Source organism: Flavobacteriales bacterium, from assembly GCA_016715895.1.
In the GTDB taxonomy this organism is placed as follows: Bacteria; Bacteroidota; Bacteroidia; order Flavobacteriales_F; family PHOS-HE28; genus PHOS-HE28.
Genome location: JADJXH010000004.1, coordinates 1,032,171 through 1,046,460, shown reverse-complemented (window position 1 = coordinate 1,046,460; position 14,290 = coordinate 1,032,171). Strand labels below are relative to the sequence as shown.

Below are 14,290 nucleotides of genomic sequence, written 5' to 3'. Positions count from 1 at the left end.
CGGAACGATACACCCTATTCGCCCAAAACGAACTTTTGGAACTCGACTCCTCTACTTGTCTCCATACGCAAGGTATAGCTGCCCCGTGCCCAATGGCAGACCCGAAGGACATGCCGTCCTTCTATTGTCCCGCCGTGCCATTGAAATGAACGACCACCCCGTCCCCATCCGCATTCCGAAGCCATAGGTTGCCGGATGGATGCCGTGCTTGAACATTGAACGCGGAGAGGTTGGTACCCGGTGGTGGATTGGTATGCCACAGACGCCCGATCTCCTCCGCGCCCCGCACCATGCTCCAGTTCTGGTTGATCCCACTGCCGACATCCGTTCGAAAGGTGCATCGGTAGGTGGGGTCGAAGAAATCGTTCACTGGCAGTTGGTCGCCGCGGACGCGGAGGGTGGCTGCCAAGCCTACCGGCAAGGTACCGATGTTCACACTGCGCGGTGCGAACGGGAACAGCGGCGGCGAGGGAGCCAGGTACTGATCGCCGAGGCCGGTCGTTTGGAACATGTTGTTGCCCTGGCCGAACGACGGTGTGCTTAGTGCGAGCACCAAGGCGAGCGGCACTGTTCGCGGAAGGAAGTTGTTCATGGCATCGACGAGTTAAGGTGTGGAGTGAACGAGGCGTATGGATCGGGCGGCGCCTCGACTACCGCCGTAAATCAGCACATAAAACCCAGTCGTCAGGTCCGCCATTGAGAGCACGACCTGCGACGCACCCCTGGGCCACTGCACCTGGCGCACCAACTGGCCTTGCCCATTATGCAGGTCGATCCAAGCGCCTGGCAACACCGGCTCGCCGGAGCGTATTGTTACAACGCTTCCGAACGCGTCCCAGGTCACCTGAGCACCCATGGCACCGTGCTCAACCACGCCCACGTTCGATCCACAGTAGGCTAGGTCTTCAGACACCCGCACGTCGTCCACGAATGCGTATGCGCCTGGAAGCCCTCCGCCGATATCCTGCACTTCAGGCCAGCTCAGAGAGTCGGCGAAAAAATTGGTGATCGCCAAGAAGCGATAGGCGGAGTCCGGCACGTAGTACCCGCTCACGTCGACCCAATTGGCCGTATCTGCCAGCACCGTATCCATGTGGATCGCCGCATCGTTCGGGTAGAGCAGCGCACCCCAATCCGTGGGGAGGTTCACGAAAAACCGTAGCCCAGGTCCTCGTGCCTTCCAAGCTGCGGAATTCGCCGAAGCCGCGACGAAGCCTCCGCAAGCCACTTTCATGGAGACACAGACAGGAACCCCTACCTGCAGTGGCTGCAGAAGTTCCGTAGCAATGATCTCTCGGTAGTCCGGATCGCCTTGAGCATAGGTAGCCAAACCCATGTACCCGTCACCATCGTAGGGTAGCTGATACCCGAATTGGTTAAGGGGTACGCCCGAGATCACCCCTGCCGAACAGGCATTGAAATAATCGCTGCTCAGGGTGTACGGACTGGTCCAGCCCTCTACTAAGGCCCACTGACCAAAGAACTCTGGACACGTCAAATACTCCTCGAACGATCCGTTGGGCACGAGGTTCTGGGCCTGCGCGGTTGAGGTGATGGAGCACAGCACCATTGCCACGGCCATGGCGAGCACTTTGCTACCCGCGGGGAACAGTGTGTTGGCGGAGTTCATCATCGTCAAGTTCGTATCGGCCGGGAGCATCGATCCGGCCCGCCTCCTGGTTCTTCGGGTTGTCCGCGGCCATGGCGCCTTCTGCGTGCCCGCCCAAAAGACCGCTTGGGTGGCGGGGGCGCTGCCCGGCGCTGCCGGGGAGGCTCCATATCTTCGCGCTGCTCTGTTTCGTTCACCTTTTAGCGAGGGTTAGGTGGAACATGAGTAACCGAGGCCCCTGGTGTTGCAAGCGCCGGGGGCTTCTTTCATTCGGGCTGGCTGTCCTGTGTCTACCTTGGTAGATTCCCGTTCGGCCGGCTTGTCGGCTTGTCGGCTTGTCGGCTTGTCGGCTTGTCGGCTTGTCGGCTTGTCGGCTTGTCGGCTTCCAGCTTCAAGCTTCCAGCCGCAGGCTGCCAGCTTCCGGCCACAAGCCGTCCACTTGCAGCGCACGCCACCAGTGGCGATCCGTGTGGTCCGCGTTCACTGGGGGTATGCTTCACGGCAGGCATGGCAGGTCGAAAATAGTCGACGACGAGCCAGGTGGTGGTGCTGGTTGAAAAATTCATGTGGGCTTCACGCCGTAGGGCAATTGCGTTCCCCACCGCTCAGGGGAGACTGCCACGGCGCCCTGCGCACCACCCACCACGCATGCGCCTCGCCGTGACGGTGCGGAGGTGATCGTGATCTGGACCGATCATTCTCAACCCGTCATCGACAATGAACTTGCCCTGCGCCCACTGCGCCTCTGCGTGTGGCACACCCAGCTCCCTGAGCTCACAACGCCCGCTTCCTCCGGAAGAAGGCCTTCATCAGGTCCGCGCACTCGGGCTCCAGCACGCCGCCGGTCACCTGGGTCTTGGGATGCATCAGGCTCGCCCCGATGCGCCGGTAGCCGGCCTTCTCATCGAACGCACCAAAGACCAGCCGCCCCAGCTGCGACCAGCGCAGAGCCCCGGCGCACATCACACAGGGCTCAAGCGTGACGTACAGCGTGCAGTCCGCGAGGTACTTGCCGCCCAGGTGCGTGGCCGCCGCGGTGATGCACTGCATTTCGGCATGGGCGGTGACGTCGTTGAGCCGCTCGGTAAGGTTGTGCGCCTTGGCGATGATGCGGTCCTGGCACACCACCACAGCGCCCACGGGCACCTCGTCCAGGCTGAAGGCGCGCTCGGCCTCGCGCAGGGCCTGGCGCATCCAATGCTCGTCGCCGCCCACCTGGATCATCGCTTCAGCACCCGCACGCGTTGGACCACCTGGCCGCGTTCGTCGCGCAGCAGCGCGACATAGGCCCCGCTCTTCACGTTCTGCAGATCGAGCGCGTGCGCATGGCCGCGCACGCTCCAGCGTCCGCAGAGCCGTCCTGCGGCATCGCGCAGCTCGAGCGTGCCGGGGCCGGCCAGCCCGGAGAGGAACACCTGGTCGTCGGCGGGCACGGGATGCACACGCGGATCGGCCACCTCCGCCGGGTCCGGCAGGCCCACCGGCGTGGAAGGTTCGCAATCCAGGTGATGCACGGCATGCGCGGCGGTGTCCACCACGATCAGCGTATCGGAGGCCAGGCCGAAGGTCCACCCGAAGTAGAAGAGCATCATCTCGTCGGTGGTGGCCTCGCCCAGCGTCACCCATTGCGGTGGATCGTTGGGGTTGTCCGGGTTCGCGGTGGTGTTGTCGTAAGTGGCCTCGCCATGCAGCACCGTGCCCGTGGGCAGGAAGATCGGCTTGCGGAACGCGTAGAGCCCCTGCCAGCGGAAATTCCACTCGGGAATGTCGATCAGCGGCACGGTGTCGTTGCCCGGCAGCACGGCGTAGGCCTTCATGCGCATGCACAGCAGGTGAGCGTGCGGGCCGATGGCCGTGATGGTGGCCGGGATGGGAACCGTGTACTGGTTGTGGAACGTCTTCACCACGTTGGGCGGGATCACCAGGGGACCGTCGATCAGCGTGGCCCCATGTTCCAGGATGGGGTCCAAGGCCATCTCACGCACGAAGCCGCCCGGCGACAGCTGCAGGTTCACGCGGGTGCTGTCCAGCGCGAAGCTGCTGCCCGCCGGATAGTGCACCTGGATCACCAGGTCGGCGTTGGCCGGCAGCGGCAGCCCCATGCCGGGTGGTGTGAAGTAGGGATCGGCCCCCGGCACCCATTCGCCCACCAGCTTGGCGCCGGACACCCCGATGCCGCCGAAGCTCGCATAGCCCGGCTCGGGATCGCCCGCATCGAGCTGGGCCGCCTGGCCGGTCTCATCGGTGAACACGAGCACGTGATGCACCACCGATGTATTGCCCGGCACCACCTCGAAGCCCGTGATGAAGCGGTCCGTGGGGTTGTTGATGGGCAGCACGAAGCAGCGGTAGTTGTCGTTGGTGGAGGGCGGCACCACGTATTCCTCCATCCGCGCGGTGATGTCCGGCTGCGCGATCACCCAGTCGCTGGCGAAGACGGGTGGCGGCGGGGCCAGGTTCGGGTCCCCTTCCGGAGCACCCCCGTTCACCCAGGCCGCGATGAGGTCCACCTCGTCCGGGGTCAACAGGCGCTCGTGCGCCAGGCTGCGGTAGTCCTCGTCGGGCGGCCAGGGCGGCATCAGGCGCAGCTGCGTGGCATCGCGGATGTCGTTGCGGTAGGGGTACGCATCCAGGTAGCTGGTGAGCGGGAAGTGGCCCGCCCCACCCTCGCGGTGGCAGGGTGCGCAGTGCGAGAACACGATGCACGCGATGTCCGCGCTCCAGGTGGGCGTGGTGATCTGCGCGGTCGCAGCAAGCGGCAGCACGAGCACAGTAGTGAGCAGGTGGCGCATGGGCTGTTGGACGCAGGGGGTTCTTGAGGGTTCGATCAGGCGGGTTCGCCCACGGCGCTGGCCAACGGTTCGTTCACGAGCAGGTCGGCGGTGCCGGGCTTGATGTCCTTGATGTTCATCTGCACGGTGGTGCGGCCGTTCCACGTGTTCTCCTCCAGGGTGTAGATGACGCTGAACGGCGCGCCGGAGCGCACCAGGTCCATGTGATGGCCCTGGCGGAAGGCGATGGCGTCCAGCTCCCGGCGTGGGTCGTTGGGGTCGGCCAGGTTCATCTTCAGGTGGTTCTCGCCCACGATGCGCGCCCGCCCCTTGTCCACCACCCCGCGGGTGAGGAAGACCGGACGCATGTTGCCGGGGCCGTAGGGGGCCATGTGGTGCAGCACACGCACGAAGCGGTCGTTGATGTCGCGCAAGGTGATCTCGGCATCCACCTCCTCCTCGGGCGTGCGCTGCTCCTCGCGCAGGGTGCCGCGCACCACCTCCTCGAAGCGCCTGCGGAAGGCCTCCAGGTTCGCCGGATCGAGCGTGAGCCCGGCCGCATAGGTGTGGCCGCCGAACTGCTCCAGCAGGTCGCTGCAGGCGCTGATGGCCTCGTAGACATCGAAGCCCTTCACGCTGCGCGCCGAGCCCGCCACCTTGCCGTTGCTCTCGGTGAGGACGATGGTGGGCCGGTAATGCACGTCGATCAAGCGCGAGGCCACGATGCCGATGACGCCCTTGTGCCAGCCGGGATCGAAGACCACGGTGCTCCAGGAGGCCTGCAGGAACTCATCGGTGGCGATGCGCTCCAACGCCTGCCGGGTGGTCTCCTTGTCCAGGCCCTGGCGCTCCACGTTGTTGCGGTCGATGCGGGCGCTCATCTGCTCGGCCTGCGCGGCATCGTGCGCCAGCAGCAGTTCCACCGCCTGCCGCCCGTGCTCGATGCGGCCCGCCGCGTTGATCCGGGGACCGAGGACAAAGACCAGGTCGGTGACCGTGAGGGCGCGTTTCACGTTGGCCATTTCCAGCATGGCCTTGATCCCGGGACGGGGATCCTTGTTCAACCGGTCCAGGCCGGCAGCGCACAGGATCCGGTTCTCCCCGGTCACCGGCACGATGTCGCAGGCGGTGCTCACCGCCACCAGGTCGAGCAGGGCCTCCAGTTCACTGAACGGGATGCCGTTGCGCGTGGCCAGGCCCTGCATGAGCTTGAAGCCGATGCCGCAGCCGCTGAGCTCCTTGTAGGGATAGGGACAGTCGTCGCGCTTGGGGTCGAGCACCGCCACGGCCGCCGGAAGCACCTCGCCGGGCCGGTGGTGGTCGCAGATGATCATGTCGATGCCCTTCTCCGCCGCATAGGCCACCTTGTCCACCGCCTTGATGCCGCAGTCCAGCGCGATGATCAGGCCCACGCCTTCGCGCGCGGCATGGTCGATGCCCTGGGTGGAGATGCCATAGCCTTCAGCGTAGCGATCGGGGATGTAGAAGGACAGCTGGCCGGTGAAGCGATGGAGGAAACTGGTGACCAGGGCCACGGCCGTGGTACCGTCCACATCGTAATCGCCATAGACCATGATGCGCTCGCCATCGCCCAGGGCCCGCTCGATGCGTTCCACGGCCCGCTGCATGTCGGCCATCAGGAAGGGATCGTGCAGCCCGCGCCGGTCGGGGCGGAAGAACGCGGAAGCCTCCGAGGGACCGGTGATGCCACGTTGCGCGAGCACCCGGGCCAGCGGTGCCGGGCAGCGGTCGTTGGTCAATGCGGCCACCGCCGCGGGGTCGGGATCGGGCTTCAGGCGCCAACGGATGTTCGCAGGTCGGCTCATGGCCTAAAGCTAATGATCCAGGCCAGGATGGGTCCGGAACGGGCAGGGCCGGTGGCGATCGCCACCGGCCCTGCCTGCCTGCGGGGGTCGCGTCAGTGCGCCACCGTGAAGCTGCGCGCTGCGCGCCGTCCGTCGGCCGCGGTCACCACCAGCGAATACGCCCCGTTCGCCAGTCCCGAAACGTTCACCACCAAGCGGTCGGTGGCGGTCACCGTGCGCGGGCTCAGCACCGAACGACCCGCGGCGTCGATCACCTGCCAGGCGGTGACGGGCTGCTCGAGCGCCACGTTCAGTTCGCCATCCGCCGGCACCGGCCAGAGGGATCCGCCGAAGGCGGCATCCAGGTCCTCCACGTTCACCAGGCCATAGAACCAGTCGTGGCTCAGCTTCACCATCTGCTCGCCCACGCTGGCGGTGGTCATCTGCTCGGGGCCCACGCCGAAGTACACCAGCTTGTAGGTAGCGGTCTGCACCCGCAGTCCGCCGATCTTGCTGGGGTTGTTGTAGCGCAGGATGGGCACGGCCGGAGCGATGGGCGTGATCTCCTCCGGATAGCTGTTGCCCTGGAACACGTTGTTGATGTTCGAGTTGGGCACCCCGCCGAACACCACATCGTTGTCCTCGAAGTTCACCGAACTGTTCGCCGTGCTGCCATCCGCCACATAGTCCGCGTACATGTAGTCCTCGTAAAAGGCCTGGGTGATGGCCGTGCCGTACGCGTTGGGGTCACCGCTCTGGTCCCAGCCGATGTCCTGGCCGGCGATCATCAGGTTGCCACCGCCATCCAGGAAGGCTTCGAGCTGGGCCACCACATCGTCCGTGAGACTGGGGAAGGTCCAGCTGACGTTGTAATAGAGGTTGTTCACGTCTCCCAGCGCACCGGCACCGGCGAAGCCCCCGAACAGCGCGCGGCTGGTCTTGGCGCGGCCGGCCTGGTTGGCGGCGGCCAGTCCGGCCATGTACAGGGGATCGTGCGGCTCGGCCTGCGGGTTGGTGATCACCAGGTCGGTGACGCCGCTGATCACGTGCATCAGCTCGAACAGGACCGGCGCGTTGGGTTCATCCACCGAGGCCACCGTGAGGGTGTAGGTGGCCACACCCGCGCTGGCGCCGGGTTGGATGTCGACGGCGATGGCCTCGGGCGTTCCGTTGGCGAAGGTCACCGTGGCGCTGCCGGTGTATGCGTTGCCCATCACGGTGAAGCCCGCGGACCAATCGGCCGGGGCATCGGTGCTGGCGAGCGTGACGGTGAACGGTCCATCCGCGCCCAGGGCGTTCGTGAACGTGGCGCCGAAGGCGGTGGATGAGCCGCTGGTCCCTGCGGCATAGGGCGTGGTCGGTCCGTCCAGGCCGCCGATCAGCAAGGTGGTGCCGCCATCGGCCATCACCTCGCGCACCTGATACACCTCGCTCTGGTCCTCGCTGATGAACGCCACCACCTCGCAGTGCGCGATGTCGAAGTCGACCGGAACGTTGTAGGTGTACGTGCGCGTCACGGTGGTGCCCGCCGTGGTGGTGGTCACCTCATCGCCCCACGTGGGCGTGATGTAGGCGCGCAGCACATGCTCGTGGTTGTAGTTGGGGATGTTGCCACCCGTGCTGGTCTGCGGGCCGATGATGTCGCTCTCCTTCAACAGCACGCTGATGAAGTCGTTGCCTGCCGGGCTGTTGTCCGTGTAGTAGGCCACCACGTTCACCGTGAGGTCGCGCGAAACGGCGTCGAAGCTGCTCTCCACGCCCAGGTTCACCGGAGAGCTGAGACCGAGGATCTCGTTCACGGCGCCTTCCCACTGGCCGCGACCCAGGTCATCCGCGCCGTTGAAGAGGTGGCGGTTGATGACACCCGCCGGGTAGCCCGCGATGGTGAAATGGGCGTCGATGTCGGTGCCTGCCTGGGTGCGGAAATCCGGCTCCCCGGTGCCCGGCGTGGCGTAGGGGCCGGCGTGCACGCCCACGATGACGACGCGGTCAGGTGCCGAAGCCTCGATGGCCGCCGCCACGGTATGCCCTTCGGGGCAGTACTGGCAATGGATGCCGGTGAAATCCTCCAGCAGGGCGGTGCGCAGCTCCGGCTGGGTGGAGACCAGCGATTGGCCGAAGGCCGACAAGGGGGCGGCCGCCAGCAAGGTGTACAGTGTTCTCATGTCCGGGGGTTTGGTATCGGTGAAGGTACCGTTCCGACCCGTTCGTCCCAGCGTCGTTGGGGTGGATGCTCGGAAGGCTGAGGCCGGAAGTAACAAGGCCCGAACGTTCGTCCGGGCCCGGTTACCTGTCGCTCCCAGCCTTCGCTCAAGCCGGCGCGCGCATCCTGCTCGTGTTCACCGATAGCCGTTGATGTAGGCGTTGGCGATGATCTCGCTCTCCCGCACCAGGCCCTGCACGATCTCACGGATGAGGTCGTTGAGCTGCTGGTCCGAGTAGCGCTGCAGATCGTGGTACACGTGCGATTTGCGCTTGCTGCTCTTGATGAAGGCTATCTTGTCCTTCTTCGTCATGGGCACCTTGTACGGGGGTGCGGGCAAAAGGATCCACCACGCCCGTCGGATCACGCCACAACCCTTGCGGGGCCTGGAAAAAGGAACGGGGCCCACCACAGGCCCCGTCCTTCTTTCACCAAAACCAGGTCCCCGGTCCGGTCCCCCGGACCAGGCGCCTATCCGATCGCGAGCCCGTTCCCGCTGGAACGCGTCTCGTAAAGTTCCCTGAGCTTGCTCATGTAGCGTGATACATCCCCGGCCAGCATCAGGCGCCGGGCCTGCTTCTTCAAGCGCTCCACGCGGTTCGTGCGGGTCTTCATGGTCGTTGGGGTTGTTGCTGGCCTCCTCATTTCCAAGCATCGTGCCAAACGAATTCGCGGCCCGAACGGAACAGCCCAACGCCTTGATCATCAGTCGCTCACATCCGCAAAGCGGATCGGCTACCTTTGCCCGCATGCACAGGGGCGCCTACCTGGTGGGCATCGCGGGCGGCAGTGGCTCGGGCAAGACCAGCCTGGTGCGCGCCCTGCGCGACCGGCTCCCCAATGGCAGCCTGTGCCTCATCTCCCAGGACGACTACTACAGGCCCAAGCACGAACAGGCCCTGGATGCCAACGGCCGGGTGAACTTCGACCTGCCCACCGCCATCGACCTGGATGCGCTGGTGCGCGATGTCCAACTGCTGGTGGCCGGCGACACCCTGGTCCGGACGGAGTACACCTTCAACCAGGAGGGCCGCGAACCCCGACGCATCGAGATCGCTCCGGCCCCGGTGATCGTGGTGGAAGGCCTTTTCGTGCTCCACCATGAACCGCTCCGTGAGCTGTTCGACCTGCGCGTGTTCGTGGAGGCCCGCCTGGACACCCAGCTGCGACGGCGTTTGGAGCGCGACCGCGTGGAACGTGGCTATGGCGCCGAGGAGGTGCTCTACCAATGGGAGCACCATGTGCTGCCCGCCTACCGCAACTACCTGGAGCCCTACCGCCACCACTGCGACCTGCACGTGGTGAACGAACAAGCGTTGACCCGCTCCTTGGAGGTCCTGGGCGACCACCTGCACAAGGCCGCCGAGCGCGTGGCCCCGCTGACGCTTCAGTCCCTGTAGAGCTTCCGTTCGGCGATGTGAGCGTACACCGCCGGGTCCAGGTCAGGTCCCGGATCGCGGCCTTCCCGGATGGCCGTTCGGATGCGCGTGCTGCTCACCTCCATCACCGGCCCCTCCAGCAGCGTGATGCGAGCGTGATCGGCCAGGCCCGACAGCCCCTGTTGAAGCTCGACACCGGGCCGCGGGTACACCAGCACAGGGTGGTTCGCCAGAATGGTCTCCGGGGCCTTCCACCGATGCAACTGCGCGAGGTTGTCGCTGCCGATCACCAGCGCGAACCGATGTTCCGGCCAGCGGGTTCGGAACACCTGCAGCGTATCCGCGGTGTAGTTGGGCGGGGGCAGCCCCAGCTCGGCATCGCTGGCCTCCACGCCGCGCAGCCCCTGAACCGCCAGGCGCACCATGGCCATGCGGTCCGCATCGGCACTGATGACGCGGTCCAGTTTGAAGGGGTTGCGCGGGGTCACCACCAGCCACACGCGATCGATCCCCGGCACCTGCAGCACGCGCCGGGCGATGTGCACGTGGCCCCGGTGCGGCGGATCGAAGGTGCCGAAGAGGCAGGCGATGGTCATCGCTCCAGAAAGCTGCGGACCCGGTCCACCGCCTCCCTGCAGGCCCGGTCCAGGTCGTCGTTCACCACCACGGCATCGAACCGCGGAGCGGCCTTGAGCTCTTCGGCGGCCTTGTCCACCCGCACCTTCAAGGTCTCCGCCGTCTCCGTGCCACGCCGGGCCAGGCGCTCCGCGAGCACCTCAAGCGATGGCGGCTGGATGAAGAGGGCCAGCGCGCGTTCGCCGAACCGCGCCTTGAGGTTCAGCCCGCCCACCACGTCCACGTCGAAGACGATGTGCCGTCCTTCCGCCCACAGCCGTTCCACCTCGCTGCGCAACGTGCCGTAGTACCGGCCCGGATACACCTCCTCCCACTCCACGAAGGCGTCCTGCGCGATGCGCTCACGGAAGGCCTCCGGGCTCAGGAAGTGGTAGTCCACCCCGTCCACCTCGTTGGCGCGGCGCGGTCGGCTCGTGGCCGAGATGGAGAAGGCCAGCGTGGGCACCCGATCCAGCAGATGACGCACCAGGGTGGTCTTGCCAGCGCCAGAGGGCGCCGAGCAGATCACGCATTTGCCTTCCGCCTTCACAGCACGTTCAGGAGTTGCTCCTTGATCTTCTCCAGGTCGTCCTTCATGCGCACCACCAGCTTCTGCATGGCCGCATCGTTGGCCTTGGAGCCGATGGTGTTCATCTCGCGGCCCATCTCCTGGGCGATGAAGCCCAGCTTGCGCCCCTGCTGGTCCGGGGCGGCAAGGGTCTCCAGGAAGTAGGCGCAGTGGGCCTTCAGGCGCACCTTCTCCTCGTTGATGTCGAACTTCTCCAGGTAGTAGACCAGCTCCTGCTCGAAGCGGTTCCGGTCCACCGTGGTGCCCAGCTCCTCCACCTTGCTCCGCAACCGGTCGCGCACGCGGTCGGTTCGTCCCGCGTCCAAGGCCTCCACCTCGGCCAGCAGCGCTTCCACGCGCGCCACGGTGGACCGCAGGTCGTCCATCAGGCGGGCGCCTTCCTCGGTGCGGTAGGTGGTGAAGGCCGCCGTGGCCTGCTGGACCAGGGCCAGCAGGGCCTCCCACTCGGCCGGGTCCGTGGGCTCTTCCGTGGGCTTCTGCTGTTCGGCCTGCCGGAGCACGATGCCCAGGAGGTCGGTCGTGTGCCCCGGGGCCACCGCATCGGCCAGGGCCTTCAGCTGTTCGTATTGCGCCTTGATCGTCGGGGCGTCCAGCGCCGACCGGTCGACCGCGCGCACGGCGTCGATGTTCACGAAGAGCTCCACCTTGCCCCGCACCACCCGCTCGGCGAGCCACGCGCGCAGCTCGGCCTCCCGTTCGCGGTGCGCGGCGGGCAGCTTCATCAGCAGGTCCAGCTGCTTGCTGTTGAGCGACCGCAGCTCCACGCTCGCCTTGCGTTCGCCCACCGGGCCTTCCGCCCGGCCGAAGCCGGTCATCGATCGCAGCATCCCCTGGTTTTCGCCAAAGGTATCGGCCGCCCTCACGCGCGACGGTCCGCGCGGTTCACCAGGTGCACGCCCAGGAAGATGAGCGCCGCGCAGAGCCCGTGCACGGGCCGGATCTCCGGTGGCGCGAGCGCACCCGCCGGAGCGATGCCGCCCACCGCGTACACCCACGCGAAGGCCACCGCCATCACGGGCTGCAGGTAGATGTAGGTGCCCACCACGCCGGGGTCCACCACGCGCAGGGCCCAGGTGTTCAGCAGGTAGGCCACGAAGGTGACGCCCACCACCACGAAAGCGATGGCCCACCAGATGCCGGCACCCAACGTCGTCCAGAGCACGGTGGCCACATCTGCCACGCCGAAGGGCAGCACCAGCACCGTGCCGATGGCGAAGCTCCAGGCCATGACCGTGACGGCGGTGTAGGTGCGCATCAGCGGCTTCACCAGCACGAGGTACAGCGCGAAGGAGGCCGCGTTCACCAGGATGAAGCCGTCGCCCGCCAGCGTGGCCCCCACATCGGCGCCCCCGGCCCCCAGCACCAGCAGCACGGTGGCCCCAGTGGCGCCCAGGGCGATGCCCACGGCCTTGCCCCAGGTGACCCGTTCGCCGATGAGCACCGCGGCGAACACCAGCACCAGGATGGGCGCGGCCACCATGATGAGGCTGGCGTGCAGCGGGCTTGTGCGCATCAGGCCATGGAAGAAGCAGAGCTGATTGAGCGCCACACCGAAGACCGCGCACAGCACCAGGCGGGGCGCATCGCTCCATGCCACGCGCTCGGGGCGCAGCAGCCGCAGCAGCCAGAACAGCGCCACCGCGCCCAGCACCCGCACCAGGATGAAGCCGGACGGACCGATGACCCCGGGCATCAAGCCCTTGGCCACCGCGTAGTTGGCCCCATAGATGAGGTTCACAGCAAAGAGGGCGAGGTGGGCGCGCGTACGGGGGGACATGGGGAGCCGCCTGCCAAGGGAGCACCTCGACCAAGGAAGCACCCCGTGCGACAAAGAGAGGACTCAGGGATGGATCGACCAACCACACACCATGCGATGGATGAGGCCACAGCCCCGACCGTTCGCTCAGCGCTTGATCATGCGCCCCTGGCCGAGCACCGCGCCTTGGCTGTTCAACACCGTAACCGCATACGCCCCTGGGACCAGGTAGCGCACATCCAGGGTGGACGCCGCGTCCGTTCGGCCGCTGACCACAAGGCGCCCGAGCGCATCGTGTACCACGTAGGGAACATCGGGCTGAGGCCGGCCACCCCGTGAAAGGGACACCGCGTCTTCAGACGGATTGGGGTGGAGCGAAAGCCCGCCTGTTCCCTGCGGATCTGTGTGCTCCGGCCCCACGCCCACGAACACCTGGCAACTGTCCACATAGCTGCCCGCCACCCACTTGGCCACGCGGTTGATGCTGTCCGGACCGGCCACCGTGAAGGAACCGCCCACGTACAAGGTGTCGCGGAACACGCCGATGGGGCCGATGTCCGGGTAGAAGTAATCCAGCGGCACCAGGCTGCACCACTGCTGGCCGTCCCAGCGCGCGATGCGGCCGGTGGGCACCCCGCCGATGCGGCCGAACAGGCCCACCACATGCAAGGTGTCCCGCAGCCACACCATGCGGGTGACGGTGGCGTTGCTGGACCCCGAGGTGCCCCCGGCCAGGTCGTCCCAGGTGCTGCCATCCCAGGTGACGATGCCGCTGCCCGGATTGTCCGGGTGGCCGTAGGGCGGGTAGTTGGCGAAGGAGCCCGCGATGTACAGCAGCCCGTCGTGTACCGCGAACTTGTTCACCGTGCTGAAGACACCGAGGAAGCCGCCGTCCACATCCACCCAGGCCGTGCCATCCCATTTGGCGATGTCCAGCCGGCCGTTGGTGCCTGCGAGCTCCCCACCGATGTAGAGTTCCCCTTGGTAGTAGGCCAGGTCGTTGATGCGGTTGATGTCGTTGGGGTTCAGCCTGGGCAGGTCGTGTACGTTATGCCAGGTACTGCCATCCCAGCGCGCCAGGCCGTTCACCTCCAGGGTGTCGTTGGCGTACTCGAACCATCCGGCCGCATAAAGTCCGTCCGGATAGGAACGCAAACTGTACACCGGGCCGCTAAGGCCGTTCTGGAGGGGTTGCCAGGATGTGCCGTCCCAACGGGCAACGAACTTCGTTTGCACGGTCCCCGAGTGATTGAAGGTTCCTGCTGCGAACAAGGCCCCTTGGTGCCTGGTGATCGCGTACACGATGCCACCGCCAAAGATGGGTGACACGCAATCCCATGCCCCGGAATGAAGACCGCAGCCCAACGGCATCATTGTCGAACCATCCCAGCGAAGGATGCCCGGACTGATGACCGAACCATCTGATGTGCGCCAGAAGTTGCCACCGATGTAGAGGGCATCCGTGGCCGTATCGGTGAACATGGATATGGCGTAGCCCTGACCGATACCCGACGCAAACTCCTGCCATAGCGATGGCTGCGCTCGCAGTGCGGGAACCGCCGT

At 66.1% G+C, this 14,290-nt stretch carries 14 protein-coding genes; 1 reads left to right on the top strand and 13 read right to left on the bottom strand.

The window, feature by feature from the left end; translation table 11 throughout:
* Positions 1 to 121: 121 nt before the first annotated feature.
* The 8 genes from IPM49_13080 to IPM49_13045 form a co-directional block, all read right to left on the bottom strand.
* Entirely contained in the window at positions 122 to 592 is a 471-nt protein-coding gene (locus tag IPM49_13080; GenBank protein MBK9275453.1) for a hypothetical protein, read from the bottom strand.
* Between the two features lie 12 nt (positions 593 to 604).
* Positions 605 to 1,630 (bottom strand): hypothetical protein, encoded by a 1,026-nt coding sequence (locus IPM49_13075; protein MBK9275452.1) that lies wholly within the window; start codon positions 1,628 to 1,630, stop codon positions 605 to 607.
* 753 nt (positions 1,631 to 2,383) lie between these two features.
* Positions 2,384 to 2,833: a nucleoside deaminase gene (locus IPM49_13070; GenBank protein ID MBK9275451.1), complete on the bottom strand. Its 450-nt coding sequence runs from the start codon at positions 2,831 to 2,833 to the stop codon at positions 2,384 to 2,386.
* Positions 2,830 to 4,401 (bottom strand): hypothetical protein, encoded by a 1,572-nt coding sequence (locus IPM49_13065; GenBank protein ID MBK9275450.1) that lies wholly within the window; start codon positions 4,399 to 4,401, stop codon positions 2,830 to 2,832. Before IPM49_13065 ends, IPM49_13070 begins: the two co-directional genes overlap by 4 nt.
* Before the next feature lie 35 nt (positions 4,402 to 4,436).
* Positions 4,437 to 6,206, bottom strand: a complete 1,770-nt coding sequence (recJ, locus tag IPM49_13060; protein MBK9275449.1) for a single-stranded-DNA-specific exonuclease RecJ — start codon at positions 6,204 to 6,206, stop codon at positions 4,437 to 4,439.
* A gap of 92 nt (positions 6,207 to 6,298) precedes the next feature.
* Positions 6,299 to 8,350 (bottom strand): Omp28-related outer membrane protein, encoded by a 2,052-nt coding sequence (locus IPM49_13055; protein ID MBK9275448.1) that lies wholly within the window; start codon positions 8,348 to 8,350, stop codon positions 6,299 to 6,301.
* Positions 8,351 to 8,524: 174 nt separating this feature from the next.
* The gene (locus IPM49_13050; GenBank protein MBK9275447.1) at positions 8,525 to 8,701 is read right to left on the bottom strand and encodes a hypothetical protein; all 177 of its coding nucleotides are present in this window, start codon (positions 8,699 to 8,701) and stop codon (positions 8,525 to 8,527) included.
* Between the two features lie 158 nt (positions 8,702 to 8,859).
* Positions 8,860 to 9,003 (bottom strand): hypothetical protein, encoded by a 144-nt coding sequence (locus tag IPM49_13045; protein MBK9275446.1) that lies wholly within the window; start codon positions 9,001 to 9,003, stop codon positions 8,860 to 8,862.
* 134 nt (positions 9,004 to 9,137) lie between these two features.
* Between IPM49_13045 and IPM49_13040 the strand changes: the two genes are divergently transcribed.
* Positions 9,138 to 9,788: a uridine kinase gene (locus IPM49_13040; protein MBK9275445.1), complete on the top strand. Its 651-nt coding sequence runs from the start codon at positions 9,138 to 9,140 to the stop codon at positions 9,786 to 9,788.
* Here IPM49_13040 and nadD read toward each other — a convergent pair.
* The 5 genes from nadD to IPM49_13015 all read right to left on the bottom strand — a co-directional run bounded on the left by nadD (position 9,776) and on the right by IPM49_13015 (position 14,209).
* Positions 9,776 to 10,363: a nicotinate (nicotinamide) nucleotide adenylyltransferase gene (gene nadD / locus IPM49_13035; GenBank protein ID MBK9275444.1), complete on the bottom strand. Its 588-nt coding sequence runs from the start codon at positions 10,361 to 10,363 to the stop codon at positions 9,776 to 9,778. The two genes, IPM49_13040 and nadD, sit on opposite strands and share 13 nt — an antisense overlap.
* Positions 10,360 to 10,932 carry a guanylate kinase gene (gmk, locus tag IPM49_13030; protein ID MBK9275443.1) on the bottom strand — a complete coding sequence of 191 codons (573 nt, stop codon included), beginning with the start codon at positions 10,930 to 10,932 and terminating at the stop codon, positions 10,360 to 10,362. Before gmk ends, nadD begins: the two co-directional genes overlap by 4 nt.
* Positions 10,929 to 11,798 carry a YicC family protein gene (locus tag IPM49_13025; protein MBK9275442.1) on the bottom strand — a complete coding sequence of 290 codons (870 nt, stop codon included), beginning with the start codon at positions 11,796 to 11,798 and terminating at the stop codon, positions 10,929 to 10,931. The genes gmk and IPM49_13025 overlap by 4 nt, the downstream gene beginning before the upstream one ends.
* Before the next feature lie 32 nt (positions 11,799 to 11,830).
* The gene (locus IPM49_13020) at positions 11,831 to 12,748 is read right to left on the bottom strand and encodes a DMT family transporter (protein ID MBK9275441.1); all 918 of its coding nucleotides are present in this window, start codon (positions 12,746 to 12,748) and stop codon (positions 11,831 to 11,833) included.
* 126 nt (positions 12,749 to 12,874) lie between these two features.
* Positions 12,875 to 14,209, bottom strand: coding sequence for a T9SS type A sorting domain-containing protein (locus IPM49_13015; protein ID MBK9275440.1), 1,335 nt, complete (start codon positions 14,207 to 14,209; stop codon positions 12,875 to 12,877).
* Positions 14,210 to 14,290: the final 81 nt, after the last annotated feature.

Bases quoted from the DNA above. Each gene is read 5' to 3' on its own strand.
- IPM49_13080 (MBK9275453.1), bottom strand. From the start codon at position 592: ATGAACAACTTCCTTCCGCGAACAGTGCCGCTCGCCTTGGTGCTCGCA.
- IPM49_13075 (MBK9275452.1), bottom strand. From the start codon at position 1,630: ATGAACTCCGCCAACACACTGTTCCCCGCGGGTAGCAAAGTGCTCGCC.
- IPM49_13070 (MBK9275451.1), bottom strand. From the start codon at position 2,833: ATGATCCAGGTGGGCGGCGACGAGCATTGGATGCGCCAGGCCCTGCGC.
- IPM49_13065 (MBK9275450.1), bottom strand. From the start codon at position 4,401: ATGCGCCACCTGCTCACTACTGTGCTCGTGCTGCCGCTTGCTGCGACC.
- recJ (MBK9275449.1), bottom strand. From the start codon at position 6,206: ATGAGCCGACCTGCGAACATCCGTTGGCGCCTGAAGCCCGATCCCGAC.
- IPM49_13055 (MBK9275448.1), bottom strand. From the start codon at position 8,350: ATGAGAACACTGTACACCTTGCTGGCGGCCGCCCCCTTGTCGGCCTTC.
- IPM49_13050 (MBK9275447.1), bottom strand. From the start codon at position 8,701: ATGACGAAGAAGGACAAGATAGCCTTCATCAAGAGCAGCAAGCGCAAA.
- IPM49_13045 (MBK9275446.1), bottom strand. From the start codon at position 9,003: ATGAAGACCCGCACGAACCGCGTGGAGCGCTTGAAGAAGCAGGCCCGG.
- IPM49_13040 (MBK9275445.1), top strand. From the start codon at position 9,138: ATGCACAGGGGCGCCTACCTGGTGGGCATCGCGGGCGGCAGTGGCTCG.
- nadD (MBK9275444.1), bottom strand. From the start codon at position 10,363: ATGACCATCGCCTGCCTCTTCGGCACCTTCGATCCGCCGCACCGGGGC.
- IPM49_13025 (MBK9275442.1), bottom strand. From the start codon at position 11,798: ATGCTGCGATCGATGACCGGCTTCGGCCGGGCGGAAGGCCCGGTGGGC.
- IPM49_13020 (MBK9275441.1), bottom strand. From the start codon at position 12,748: ATGTCCCCCCGTACGCGCGCCCACCTCGCCCTCTTTGCTGTGAACCTC.
- IPM49_13015 (MBK9275440.1), bottom strand. From the start codon at position 14,209: ATGTTCACCGATACGGCCACGGATGCCCTCTACATCGGTGGCAACTTC.